A 12,451-nucleotide genomic window follows, 5' to 3' on the forward strand; every position below is an offset into this window, starting at 1 on the left:
TGGTGCTTCTTCTTCTCCAGCGCCTCGCGGAACTTGGCCTTCATGTCGGACTTGTTGTCGGTTCCCTCTGATTCAGCCATACCGCCACCCTATGCCCCCCATGTGGTGAGATCGACCCATGGACAAGGACTGCCTGTTCTGCAGCATCATCGCCGGCGCGACGCCGGCGACGATCGTCCTGGAGACCGACGACGTGGTCGGCTTCCTCGACGTACGCCCGGTGTTCAAGGGCCACACGCTGCTCGTGCCGCGTGAGCACGTCGTGACGCTGTCGGACCTGCCGGAGTCCCTCATGGTGCCGCTGCTCGGGACCGCCCAGCGGGTCACCGACGCCATCACGTCCGGGCTCGGCGCGCAGGGCACGTTCGTCGCGATGAACAACGTCGTCTCGCAGAGCGTCGCGCACCTGCACCTGCACGTCGTGCCACGCACCAAGGGCGACGGCCTGCGCGGCTTCTTCTGGCCACGCACCAAGTACGCCGACGGCGAGGCCGAGGAGTACGCCGTCAAGATCCGCGCCGCGCTGGACGGCTGACCAGCTCGCCATACCTTGTCGAATCGCCTCAACAGGTTCACTCTCGAAAGATCGGGGGCCGACCGAAAGAGGCAGACGATGGCAACCGACTATGACGCGATCATCGTGGGCGCAAGATGCGCCGGATCGCCGACCGCAATGCAGCTGGCCCGCAAGGGTCACCGAGTTCTCCTGGTCGATCGAGCGGAGTTCCCCAGTGACACGCTTTCGACCCACATGATCCACGCTCCCGGCGTCGCGGCCCTCGACCGCTGGGGCCTGCTCGACCGGGTCACCGCCACGGGCTGTCCACCGGTCGAGCGCTACTCCTTCGACTTCGGGCCGTTCACGATCGCCGGGTCACCGCGGCCGTACCAAGGTCACTCGACCGGCTACGCCCCCCGCCGCACGGTCCTCGACAAGATCCTGGTCGACGGCGCCCGCGAGGCGGGGGCAGAGGTGCGCGAGCACTTCAACGTCGACGAGGTCGTCACCGAGGACGGCGTCGTCGTCGGCATCCGTGGCCACAGCAAGGACGGCGGGGAGGTGGTCGAGCGAGCCCGCGTCGTCGTCGGTGCGGACGGCCGCAACTCCCACGTCGCCAAGGCGCTCGACCCCGAGGAATACAACGAGAAGCCTCGCCTGCAATGGAGCTTCTACACGTACTTCAGCGGCTTGCCGGTCGAGGGCTTCGAGGTCCACGTCCGCCCCGGCCGCGCTTGGGCCGCCATCCCGACCAACGACGGCCTGACGCTGGTTGTCGTCGGCTGGCCGTATGCCGAAGCAGGAACGTACAAGGCCGACGTCGAGAGCAACTACCGCCAGACGTTCGAGCTGGCGCCGGAGTTTGCCCAGCGCGTCAAGGTCGCCAAGCGGGTCGAGCCGTTCAACGGCGGCGCTGTGCCCAGCTTCTTCCGCAAGCCGTACGGCCCGGGGTGGGCGCTTGTCGGCGACGCGGGCTACAACAAGGACCCGATCACCGCGATGGGAATCACGGATGCGTTCCGGGACGTCGAGCTGTGCACCACCGCGCTGGACGAGTCACTCACGGGTGCCCGGTCATACGACGACGCCATGGCGGACTACCAGCGCAAGCGCGACGCCGAGGTCGGGCCGATCTTCGAGTTCACGACCGACCTCGCCCGGCTGGAACCTCCGCCGCCGGAGACCCAGCAGCTGCTCGGCGCCGTGCACGGCAACCGGGAGGCGATGGACGACTTCGTGAGTGTCAACGCCGCGACCCTCTCCCCCGCCGAGTTCTTCGCCCCCGACAACATCGGCCGCATCATGGGCGCCGCCGCGACAAGGTAGAGCTCAGTCGCGCCAGGCACCAGGCCCGGCGCCCGCTGAGCTTCGCGGCAACCGACGCGTCGCCCACACGACACCAGTCGGCGCTCGACTGACGCCCCGTCGCTGCGGCTCGGCTCAGTCGCCGAGCCGCAGCTGCGATGTCGCCTCGGACACGATCGTGGTCCGCGACGTCCAGCCCGGCGGAGCGAAGGCGAGGCTGACGGTGCGCTCGAGTCGTACGTGCACCTGGTCGCCATCGGTCCTCACCGCGACGACCCGGATGCCGTCGCCGGTGACGTACTCGCCGATCAGCCGCCTGGCCTCCGAGCCGTCGAGACGCACCTCGCCCCGGCGGTAGAAGTCGGCACGACTCAGGCCGTCCGCGGCGGCCAGCGCCGCACCGTCGGCGACGTTGTCGAGCTGTTGCCGCTGCAGGAACGCGGCGGACGAGTTGATGACCACGACCGCGAGCAGGCCGAGGAACACGAAGAACCCGATCGTCATGACGGTGATCTGGCCGGCCTCGCGCCTCATCGCTGCCTCCGGAACGTCCCGTAGGGCTGGGTGTGGGTGCTGTCGACCGTGATGCCGCCGAGCTGCGACCCGAGTGCGCTCGGGGTGAGCGGGAGCGCCTGGGTCGTACGGACGACGACCCGGACCGACGAGCCGGGCTGGAGGCAGTCAGCAGGTGAGGGCAGGCACGTGATGTGCACGCTGGCGGCCGGCAGGCCCTGGTCGTCGAGCGCCACCCGCGCCGCGAGCCTCGCGCGCTGATCACCGGACGCCACATCGGGCGCCTGGAGGAACGCCCGCGCCGCGGAACGGCTCGCGGTCGAGACACCGTACGACGCTCGCTGGGTGTCGAACACCGCCACGAGGATGTAGACGAAGGGCACCAGCAGGAGGATCGAGAGCCAGACGAATTCGATCGTCGCGGTGCCGTCGTCGCGGTTCATGGCTCGACGTCGCTGACGGCGTGGCCGCGCACGGTGACCGGCACGGACGGGCCGAGCAACCCGAGCGCCGGGACCCGGGCGCGTACGACGACCTCGGTGCCGGGGACGCCACCGATCGTCGTGCGCGTCGCGGTCACGTCGTCGGCGTATCGGTCGGCCAGGGCGTCGCGGATCATGGTGCGGGTTCGCGCGGCCCCGTCAGCCGGCGTCGCGCCCAGCGGCGCCGCCGCGCGAGCACCGTCGGACGCCGCGGCCGCTGCGGTGTTGCGTACGTGGAGCACGAGGGCGACCTGGGCGACGCCGAGCACGAGCGGGACCAGCAGCACCATGATCAGCACGAAGTCGACGACCGCTGCACCTCTGTCAGGCGCGGCGCCACCGGGCAGGCGCATGGGTCAGCCGCCGACCGCCGACAGCGCCTGCGTCAGCATCGAGCGAAGCTGCGGGCCGGCGACCGCGGACAGCACGGCCACGATTCCCGCACTCATCACGGTGATCATGACCCAGCCGGGCACATCGCCCCGCTCGTCACGGCGAGGTGATCGGAATTGCCACATGTGAGTTCCTTCCTACATACCTGAGGTCAGATGGAGTCCGATGTAGCCGGGGAAGAACGCGAACACGATGGTGACCGGGAGGATCAGGAAGACGACCGGAACCATCATCGCGACCTCCTTGCGACCGCCCGACTCCATGAGCTCGCGGCGCCCCGCCTCGCGTACGTCGGCCGCCTGCGCGTGAAGCACGTCGACCAGCGGCGTGCCGCGCTCGACGGCGATCGCAAGACCTTCGGCGAATCGCGCGATGCTGGTGACCCCCGTGCGTGCCGCGAGCCCGTCGAAGGCCTGCGCCATGGGTGTTCCCGTACGGATGTCGGCGACGACCCGTGCGAGCTCGTCCGACAAGGCACCGTGGCAGACCTTCATGATCCGCTCGAGGCCCGCGACCGGGCTCTCGCCCGCGGCGACGGCGAGCGCCAGGAGGTCGGCGATGACGGGGAACTCGGTCTGCAGCTCCTGCTCGTGGGCTTTGACCCGGGCGGACAGGTTGGTGTCGCACAGCAGGACGCCGCTCACGAACCCAACAACGCAGATGACCAACAGCACCGGCACCGCCGCTCCACGCTCGGACCAGAGCAGTGCGGAGATGCCGATGGCCACAGCGAGCCCCGTGACGCCCCACAGCACCTGCCGGATCCGGAAGTCCTCGAGCGTCATGGTCGACCCCAGCCGGACCAGACGGCGAGACACGCTCGCCGACCCGCCGAGGAGGTCGCCCACGACCTGCCCGGTCCTTCGGATCGACGGTCCGAACACCGCGTCGACAACACCGTGGGACCGGCCGGGCACGACGGCGTACGGGTGGACGTCGCGTACGTAGGGCGTCAGCCGTTGGTCCAGCGACGGCCGTCTCGTGCGCGCCCAGCCGGAAGCGACGAGCAGCAAACCGCTGGAGAGCAACAGTCCGATCAGCGCCCCGCTCACGCGAGGATCCGCTTCTCGGTGGGCAACCGGCCGATCCACAGCATGAGCCGGTAGGCCACGACGCAGAGCACGGCGCCGCTCGCGAGGACGACGAGCCCCGCCGTCGTGGCGAAGCGCTGGACGACGTCCTGCTGCAGGCACATGAACAGCAGGACAGCCCAGGGCGCGCCGACGGCGAGCCGTGCGCCGTTGACGGTCCAGGACTGCCGGGACTCGAGCTCGCCGCGCGTGCGCAGGTCGTCGCGCAGGAAGCCCGACAGTGAGCGCAGCATGCGGCCCAGGTCGCCGCCGCCGACCTCGCGCGCGATGCGCAGTGCCTCGATGACCCGGTCGCCCACGGGGTCGGCGAGCCGCGCCTTGAGCAGGTCGAGCGAGTCGTGGAAGCGTCCCGTCGCCTGGTAGTCGCGGCCGAACTGCCGGAACGGTGCCCGCAGGCCATCCGGCCCCCGCTCCCCCAGCTGCATGAGGGCTTCCGGCAACGAGAGTCCAGCGCGCACCGCCGACGAGAGGTTGTCGACGGCGTCCGGCCACAGCGCGGCATGCTCATGCACGCGTCGGGCCGCGCGGCCGCGCAGCACCGAGATGGGCAGAGCGCCGGACATCAGGCCGAAGATCGCACCGATCGCGGGGACGCCGGACGCTCCCGTCACGACGGCTGCAGCAAGCACGAAGGCGACGGCACACATCGCCACGACCTGGGCCGGGGACACGCCCTCGACCCCGGCGCGGGCCAACAGGTTGGCGATGCGACCGGTGCGCCGTACGCTGCGCTGGGCCGGATGCCAGCCCGGCTCTGCGAACGTCCAGCCGATCAGCAACAGGCCGAGGCCCGCCATCAGGCCGATCAGGGCACCCATCGGCCGACTCCCAGCACATCGTCGAGGTCGATGCCGACCTGCTCGTACGCGTCGCGCCGCAGCGGCACGCCATGGCCGCGCTCGAGCCGGCCGGCCCGGCGTACGAAGACCGGTTCGGACTCGATCAGGTCGTTCTCGACCCGGCCGGTGACGGCGACGATCTCACGCACGGCGCGCGATCCGTCGGGGCCGATCCCGGTATGGACGACCAGATCGACCGACGAGGCCACCGTCGGCACGACGAACCGCGAGCCGATGTTGTCGCCGGCGAGGAGCGGGAGCGTGCACATCTTGACCAAGGCCTGACGTGCCGAGTTGGCGTGGATGCTCGCCATCCCCGGAAGCCCGGCGTTCAAGGCAAGCAAAAGGTCGAGGCATTCGGCGGCGCGAACCTCGCCGACGATGATGCGCGATGGCCGCATGCGCAGGGCCTCCTTGACCAGCACGCGAAGCGAGATCTCACCCGTGCCCTCCAGTCCCGCCTGCCGGGTCTGCATCGCGACCCAGTCCGGATGGCCGCACTGCAGCTCGAAGACCTCCTCGACCGAGACGAGCCGCTGGGAGCCCGGGATGGAGGCGGCGAGGCAGTTGAGGAGCGTGGTCTTGCCGGCCTGGGTGCCTCCCGAGACCACGATGTTGAGTCCGGCCGCGACGCTCGCGTCGAGGAAGGCCGCGCTCTGCTCGTCGAGCGTGCCCAGCGTGACCAGGTCGCTCAGCGAATGCGCGCGGGCGACGAACTTGCGGATGTTGACCGCCGCGAAGCCGCGCGAGATGCCGTCGAGGACGACGTGCAGGCGGTGACCTCCCGGCAGCATCGCGTCGACGAACGGCTGGCTGATGTCGAGCCGGCGACCCGACGAGCTCAGCATCCGCTCGACCAGCTCACGCACCTGCTCGGCGGTGAGGATCAGCGACGTCAGCTCGTGGCGGCCACCCCGGGCGATGAACACGCGCGACGGGTCGTTGATCCAGATCTCCTCGACCGAGTCGTCGTCGAGGTACGGCTGCAACGGCCCGAAGCCGGAGACGTCGGCCACGATCTGGCCGATCACGAGCTCCGGCTCGTCGAGCGAGCGTACGGCTCCGGTCAGACTGCGGGACTCGTGCTCCGCGATGACGTCGAGCGCCGCCTGGCGTACGGACACGGCGTCGGTGCGTGGGTCGATGCGGCGCTGGCGTACGAGGTCACGCACACGGTCGGACAGGGCCGACGTCGACGATTCCACTCCCGATACCTCTTCCCCCGAAGAAGTGACTTGGCAAGAGATAGTGCCCGAATCACAAGGCGTTTGGGAAGAGCCTGTCGCGCGTGCCTGTGGAGACTGCTGCTTGACGGAGCCGGTGCCCGGCGGGACTCTCGATGTGGGGGATGGCGCGGAGGTCACTCGTGAGCAGGTTCAGGCATTGGATGAGGCACGCCGGGGGCCAGATCGGCGTGTGGATGTACAAGCGGTTGGACGGCCGCCTGTCGAGCGGCAGCAAGAAGGTCCACGTGCTGATGATCACGACGCCGGGACGACGTACGGGCAAACCGCGGTCCACGTGCGTTCGCTTCCTCGAGCGGTCCGGGGGGTATGTCGTGTGGGGCACCGGCTCGGGCTCCAAGACCGATCCCGAGTGGTTCCGCAACCTCCGCAAGGCAGACGTCGCCGACGTGCAGATCATGGCGTACCGCCTGAAGGTTCGGCCCCGCGAGCTGGTCGGCGCAGAGCGCGATGCGATGTGGCGCGACGTCGTGCTGGCGGAGGCGCCAGAGGTGGAGAAGTACGCCCGCAAGGCCGGCCGGGTGATCCCCGTGGCGATCCTCGAGCCGATTACGCGTCCTGTGGCAGCACCGTGATCACGAGCTTGCCGCGGGCTTTGCCGTCCTCGAGGTGCTTGAGCGCCTCGGCGACGCCGTCAAGCGGATACGTACGCTCGACGGCCGGCGTGACGGATCCCGCGACGATCAGCTCGGCGACCTGCTCGAGCTCGTCGTGGCGCTCCTTCGCGGCCATCATCACGAACCGCTGACGCACGAACGGCGAGCGCAGCGCGGCCCGCATCCCGCGACCGATGCCGCCGGTGACGTTGCCGCCACCCTCGCCGCCGACGAACACGATCGTGCCGGTCGGTGTCAGGGCCCGGCGGAGGCGGCGCAGCGGCGTGTTGCCACCGATGTCGAGGATCAGGTCGTAGCGATCCGGCAGGTCGCCCGGCTGGGTGTGGTCGACGACGTGATCGGCGCCGAGTGAGCGTACGAAGTCGAGCTTCGCCGTGCTGGCGACGCCCGTCACCTCCGCGCCGTGCGCCTTGCCGAGCTGCACCGCGTACGAGCCGACGCCGCCGGAAGCACCGTTGACGAGCAGCTTCTGGCCGGGCTCAAGCCGGCCAGCAAGGTGCAGCGCCTGGTGCGCGGTGCTGGCCGAGACCGGCACCGCTGCGGCCTGCTCGTACGTGATGCCGGCCGGCTTGAGCGCGAGCTTGCTCTCCTTGGCAGCGGCGAACTCGGCGAACGAGCCGCGGCTGATGCCGAACACCTCGTCGCCGACGGCGAAGCGGGTGACCTTCGGGCCGATCGCCTCGACGACGCCCGCGACGTCGAGGCCGGGCACCCGGTTCTTGGGCCGGCGGAAGCCGAAGCCGATGACGCGCATGAGGTAGGGCCGGCCCGTCATCAGGTGCCACGTCCCGCGGTCCACGCCGGCGGCGTGCACGCGGATCAGCACTTCGTCGTCGGCGATCACCGGCACGTCAGCGCGCGAGGTGCGCAAGACGTCCGTGGAGCCGTATGCGTCCTGGACGACCGCCCGCATCGTGTCCTGCTGCACTGCCTGGTCTGACCTGCTCATGTCTGCTCCTGTCGGCGCCGCACCGGCGGCGAGGCTAAAACGTACTTAGTACGGTACGCGCTACAGTGAACCACACCACCGAGCAAAAGGGGAAGATCGTGACCGAACCGGTCAAGACCGCAAGGACGCGACTGACCCGTGACCGCGTGCTGCAGCAAGCCGTGTCGATCGCCGACGCCGACGGCCTCGCCGCGCTGACGATCCGGGCCCTCGCGGGCCGGCTCGACGTCAAGCCCATGGCGATCTACCACCACGTCGCCAACAAGGAGGAGATCCTCGACGGCATCGTCGACATCGTGTTCAGCGAGATCGAGCTGCCGGAGCCAGACGACGACTGGCTGACCGGGATGCGTCGCCGGGCGCGCTCGGCGCGTACGACCATGGGTCGGCACACCTGGGCGATCGCCCTGATGGAGACGCGTACGAGCCCGGGGCCGGCGACCCTGCGCCATCACAACGCCGTCATCGGGGCGCTGCGCCAAGCCGGGTTCTCGATCGCCATGGTCGCCCATGCGTTCGCGCTGATCGACGCGTTCGTCTACGGCTTCTCGCTCCAGGAGGCGACGCTGCCGATGAGCGGACCGGACGACGTCGCCGAGATCGCCGGGCCGATGCTGGAGCGGATGTCACCGGTGGACTACCCGTACCTCACGGAGTTCGCGACCGAGCACGTGATGAAGCCCGGATACGACTTCGGCGAGGAGTTCGACTTCGGTCTCGAGCTGATCCTCACGGGCCTGGCAGCTGCGAACGCGTGACACGATCGGACGCATGACCTGGACCGTCCCCACACCCGCTCCCGCCCCCGAGGGCCCCATGACCGGCCCCGACCGTCCGCTCCTCGAGGAGATGCTGGCGCACCACCGGGCGACGCTCCTCAACATCTGCGCGGGACTCACCGCCGAGCAGCTCGCGTCACGGCCGATCCCGTCGACGAGCCTCACGCTGCTGGGCCTGGTGCGACACATGGCCAAGGTCGAGCGGGTGTGGTTCCGCAAGCGGCTGGCCCGGCAGGACATCGAGCACCTGCACAACTTCGAGGCGCGCGACGACACGGACTTCAACGTCATCGACCCCGCCGACGCCGAACGTGCCGTGGCCCAGCTGCTGGAGGAGCAGCACGCGGCCGACGCCGTGGCCAAGGACCTCGACTTCGACGTGACGTTCGACAGCCACGGCGAGGACATGTCGCTGCGCATGCTCTACATCCACATGGTCCAGGAGTACGCCCGGCACAACGGCCATGCCGACCTGATCCGCGAGGCGATCGACGGCGTGACGAGCCGCTAGCGACCGCCGAGGTGTAACTCCGCGTCACCCTCGATCGTTGTGACCTGCAACACAATCGAGACAGAGGAGCACCTACGTGCGTCGTGCCGCCATCACCGCCCTCAGTGTCCTGGCAGTCGGAGCGGCGGCGGCGATACCCGCCCACGCGGCGACCACACCCTCCCCCGCGACCGCCGACTCCTACGGGACGGTCCGCAACATCGTGCCCGCCGGTCAGCGCGGCTCGATCAACGCACTGCAGCTCGCGCAGGTGCTGCTCGGCGGCGGCCTGACCGCGACGGAGGGCAAGAACGCACCGAAGAACTACGCCGATCAGCTCGAGATGTATGACGACCTCGCGAAGCACAAGCCCGGTGAGATCACCGAGGCCGTGGTCGACAAGGACTACAAGAAGGCCGGCTTCGTGCCCGAGAAGGTCGTCAGCACCGAGACGCCCAAGGCCGGCGTCACGATCGTGCGCGACGCGTACGGCGTCCCGTACATCACCGGCCAGACGTACAACGACACGATGTTCGGCGCGGGCTTCGCGGGGACGCAGGACCGGATGTTCCTGATGGACGCGCTGCGGCACCTCGGCGCGGGGCGCGGCGCCGAGTTCGTCGGCGGCACCCCCGGCAACATCGCGATGGACCGCGCGCAGGTCCGCTCGGCGTACTACACGCCCCAGGAGGCGGCAGACCAGCTCGAGATCATCGCGCAGGAGAACGGGGCCGAGGGCCAGCGCCTGCTCGAGGGCGCCGACGCGTACCTCGCCGGCATCAACGCCGCGCAGGACCGGATGTGCCCGCTCGGCCTGCCGACCGGGCTCAACTGCCCGGCCGAATACGCCGCGCTCCAGAAGAAGCCGACCCCGTGGACGCGTGCCGACCTGACCTACGTCGCCTCGCTGGTCGGCGGCATCTTCGGCAAGGGCGGCGGCCAGGAGTACGCCAACAGCCTCTACTACGGCGAGCTCGTCAAGAAGTACGGGACGACCAAGGCCGACAAGATGTTCGCGAGCCTGCGGGAGAAGAACGACCCGGAGGCGCCGACCACGTCGACGCTGTCGTTCCCGTACGACAACTTGGCGTTCAACCCGCACCAGCCCGGGGTGGCGATCCCGGACCTCGACGGCGCGCACGGCACCGGATCCGGCGACGACGCCGGCACCAGCAACCCCATCGAGACGTTGCTGGACGCGCTCAGGCTGGGACTCACCGGCGTGCCGGACGAGGTGGAGACGCCTTCGGGCACGATCGACCTCAGCAGCCTGTTCTCGGCCAACGGCATGAGCAACGCGTTGCTGGTCGGCGCCGGCAAGACCACGACGGGGCACCCGCTGACCGTGTTCGGGCCGCAGACCGGCTACTACAACCCGCAGCTGCTCAACGAGCAGGTGCTCATGGGTCCCGGCGTCTTCGCCCGCGGCGTGTCGTTCGCCGGCACCAACCTCGTCGTCGAGCTGGGCCACGGTGTCGACTACGCCTGGTCGGCGACCAGCTCCGGCAGCGACAACGTCGACACCGTGATCGAGAAGCTGTGCAACGCCGACGGCAGCGCGCCGACGGTCAACTCGACGTCGTACCGCAAGGACGGTGGCGCATGCGTCCCGATGCGGTACAACGAGCACAAGCAGACCGTGGTCCCCAACATCTCGGCGCCCACCGCGCCCCAGACCATCAAGATGCAGGTGTGGCGCACCAACCACGGCATCGTGCAGACCCGCACGACGGTCAAGGGCGTGCCGGTTGCGGTCGTCCTCGAACGCAGCACGTACGGACGTGAAGCCGCGTCGATCCTGGGCTTCTCACGCCTGAACAACCCCGACTTCGTCAAGGACGCGACGACGTTCAAGCAGGCCGCCAACGGCATCGACTACACGTTCAACTGGTTCTACTCCGACGACCGCGACATCGCGTTCTTCTCGTCGGGGCGCCTGCCCGTACGCGCGGCGGGCACCGACACCGACCTGCCGCGCTGGGCCGGCAAGGCGTTCGAACCGACGGGGTGGCTCAGCGCCGCCAAGCACCCGCAGCAGACCAACCCGTCGACCGGCTACCTCGCGAGCTGGAACAACAAGCCCGCGCGCGACTTCGCCGCGGCCGACGACAAGTGGTCGGACGGATCCGTCCACCGCTCGCAGGCGCTCAGCCGTCGCGTGACGAAGGCGATCGCGGCGGGCAAGATCGGCCGCGCACAGCTGGCCGGCATCGTCGAGGACGCCGCGACCGAGGACGTGCGCGCGAAGGAGCTGCTCCCGATCCTGCTCGAGGTTCTCGGAGACGATCCCAGGACCGCCGAGGCGCGGTCGTTGCTGTCGGCCTGGCTGGCCTCCGGCGCCAACCGCGTCGACTACGACCGCGACGGCTCGTACGCCCACCAGGCCGCGATCCGGATCTTCGACACGTGGTGGGAGGACGGCGACCAGTCACTGGCACACGACTTCATCACGCCGAGCCTGGGCGCCGCTCTCGCGCGGTCACTGCCGCAGCCGCTCGACGACCATCCGCGTGGCGGCGGCGGATCGGCCTGGCTCGGCTCGCCCTGGTACGGCTACATCGACAAGGAGCTGCGGCAGCTGACCGGATCGACGGTGCAGGCGCCGTACGCCTTCCGGCTGTGCGGCACCCTGTCGACGTGCCGCACGACGCTGCGCACCTCGCTGCTGGGCGCGGTCCAGCGGGCCCAGGCTGCGCAGGGCGTGACGAGCCCGGGTCAGCTGACGTACGACAAGTCGATCGACTACATCCGGTCGACGCCCGGGGGCATCGTCGGCGTCCGGCCGATCGACTGGCAGAACCGGCCGACGTTCCAGCAGGTCGTCGACTACCGGACGCACCGGACGCGGTGATCTACTGACCTGTATGAGACGCACCCTGCCGGGAGCCATCGCGATCCTGCTGCTCACTGCGGGGTGCAGCGGTTCGGACGACCCCAAGGGCGGTGAGGAGAAGACGACCGCTGCTCCCACGTCGACCGCGTCGACCGCGACCACGACCCCTGTTCCGGCCCCGACGAAGTCCACGAGCGCGTCGACGCTGATCGACTACGGCGACGACGAGGTCATCGTCGCGAACCCCGCCGACGTGGCCAGGCTGACCGGTGCACCGGAGGACTTCAAGGCGTTCATCGCCGCCGACCTGCTGCGCCAGCACAACAGCGAGAACGGCGCGTGCGTCCAGGCGCCCGAGATCCATGTGGCCCGGATCGACACCCGGGGTTGGGCAGCAGGCGGCAACTTCATCCCGAA

The 12,451-nt window shown here is 69.6% G+C and carries 14 protein-coding genes and 1 pseudogene; 7 read left to right on the forward strand and 8 right to left on the reverse strand.

Features of this window, described 5'->3' with window-relative positions:
• Positions 1–118: 118 nt before the first annotated feature.
• A complete protein-coding gene (locus V6M46_RS13050) occupies positions 119–535 on the forward strand; it encodes an HIT family protein (protein WP_332665798.1) in 417 nt (138 codons plus the stop codon).
• A gap of 78 nt (positions 536–613) precedes the next feature.
• Positions 614–1,825, forward strand: coding sequence for an NAD(P)/FAD-dependent oxidoreductase (locus V6M46_RS13055; protein WP_332665800.1), 1,212 nt, complete (start codon positions 614–616; stop codon positions 1,823–1,825).
• Between the two features lie 114 nt (positions 1,826–1,939).
• On the opposite strand, the gene V6M46_RS13060 is transcribed toward V6M46_RS13055, so the two are convergent.
• From V6M46_RS13060 to V6M46_RS13090, 7 genes are read right to left on the reverse strand one after another with little or no spacing between them, the layout of a single operon-like run.
• Positions 1,940–2,338 carry a pilus assembly protein TadG-related protein gene (locus V6M46_RS13060; protein ID WP_332665803.1) on the reverse strand — a complete coding sequence of 133 codons (399 nt, stop codon included), beginning with the start codon at positions 2,336–2,338 and terminating at the stop codon, positions 1,940–1,942.
• The gene (locus V6M46_RS13065) at positions 2,335–2,760 is read right to left on the reverse strand and encodes a hypothetical protein (protein WP_332665806.1); all 426 of its coding nucleotides are present in this window, start codon (positions 2,758–2,760) and stop codon (positions 2,335–2,337) included. The genes V6M46_RS13060 and V6M46_RS13065 overlap by 4 nt, the downstream gene beginning before the upstream one ends.
• A complete protein-coding gene (locus V6M46_RS13070; RefSeq protein ID WP_332665808.1) occupies positions 2,757–3,152 on the reverse strand; it encodes a TadE/TadG family type IV pilus assembly protein in 396 nt (131 codons plus the stop codon). Before V6M46_RS13070 ends, V6M46_RS13065 begins: the two co-directional genes overlap by 4 nt.
• 3 nt (positions 3,153–3,155) lie before the next feature.
• Positions 3,156–3,317, reverse strand: coding sequence for a hypothetical protein (locus V6M46_RS13075; RefSeq protein ID WP_332665810.1), 162 nt, complete (start codon positions 3,315–3,317; stop codon positions 3,156–3,158).
• Positions 3,318–3,329: 12 nt separating this feature from the next.
• Positions 3,330–4,244, reverse strand: a complete 915-nt coding sequence (locus tag V6M46_RS13080; protein ID WP_332665813.1) for a type II secretion system F family protein — start codon at positions 4,242–4,244, stop codon at positions 3,330–3,332.
• Positions 4,241–5,101 (reverse strand): type II secretion system F family protein, encoded by an 861-nt coding sequence (locus tag V6M46_RS13085; protein WP_332665816.1) that lies wholly within the window; start codon positions 5,099–5,101, stop codon positions 4,241–4,243. Before V6M46_RS13085 ends, V6M46_RS13080 begins: the two co-directional genes overlap by 4 nt.
• Positions 5,089–6,327, reverse strand: a complete 1,239-nt coding sequence (locus tag V6M46_RS13090; RefSeq protein ID WP_332665819.1) for a CpaF family protein — start codon at positions 6,325–6,327, stop codon at positions 5,089–5,091. The genes V6M46_RS13085 and V6M46_RS13090 overlap by 13 nt, the downstream gene beginning before the upstream one ends.
• A 182-nt stretch (positions 6,328–6,509) precedes the next feature.
• On the opposite strand from V6M46_RS13090, the gene V6M46_RS13095 reads away from it, so the two are divergent.
• Positions 6,510–6,941, forward strand: a complete 432-nt coding sequence (locus tag V6M46_RS13095) for a nitroreductase/quinone reductase family protein (protein WP_332665821.1) — start codon at positions 6,510–6,512, stop codon at positions 6,939–6,941.
• Here V6M46_RS13095 and V6M46_RS13100 read toward each other — a convergent pair.
• Positions 6,916–7,932 carry an NAD(P)-dependent alcohol dehydrogenase gene (locus V6M46_RS13100; protein ID WP_332665824.1) on the reverse strand — a complete coding sequence of 339 codons (1,017 nt, stop codon included), beginning with the start codon at positions 7,930–7,932 and terminating at the stop codon, positions 6,916–6,918. The two genes, V6M46_RS13095 and V6M46_RS13100, sit on opposite strands and share 26 nt — an antisense overlap.
• A 98-nt stretch (positions 7,933–8,030) precedes the next feature.
• Here V6M46_RS13100 and V6M46_RS13105 point away from each other — a divergent pair, with 98 nt between their 5' ends.
• From V6M46_RS13105 to V6M46_RS13120, 4 genes and pseudogenes are all read left to right on the forward strand, one after another.
• A complete protein-coding gene (locus tag V6M46_RS13105; protein ID WP_332665826.1) occupies positions 8,031–8,690 on the forward strand; it encodes a TetR/AcrR family transcriptional regulator in 660 nt (219 codons plus the stop codon).
• Between the two features lie 13 nt (positions 8,691–8,703).
• Positions 8,704–9,222 carry a DinB family protein gene (locus tag V6M46_RS13110; RefSeq protein WP_332665829.1) on the forward strand — a complete coding sequence of 173 codons (519 nt, stop codon included), beginning with the start codon at positions 8,704–8,706 and terminating at the stop codon, positions 9,220–9,222.
• Positions 9,223–9,298: 76 nt separating this feature from the next.
• Positions 9,299–12,052 carry a penicillin acylase family protein gene (locus V6M46_RS13115; protein ID WP_332665832.1) on the forward strand — a complete coding sequence of 918 codons (2,754 nt, stop codon included), beginning with the start codon at positions 9,299–9,301 and terminating at the stop codon, positions 12,050–12,052.
• A gap of 13 nt (positions 12,053–12,065) precedes the next feature.
• Positions 12,066–12,451, forward strand: a pseudogene (locus V6M46_RS13120) (hypothetical protein); the annotation flags it as partial.

It is taken from the genome of Aeromicrobium sp. (genome assembly GCF_036676885.1).
GTDB lineage: Bacteria > Actinomycetota > Actinomycetes > Propionibacteriales > Nocardioidaceae > Aeromicrobium.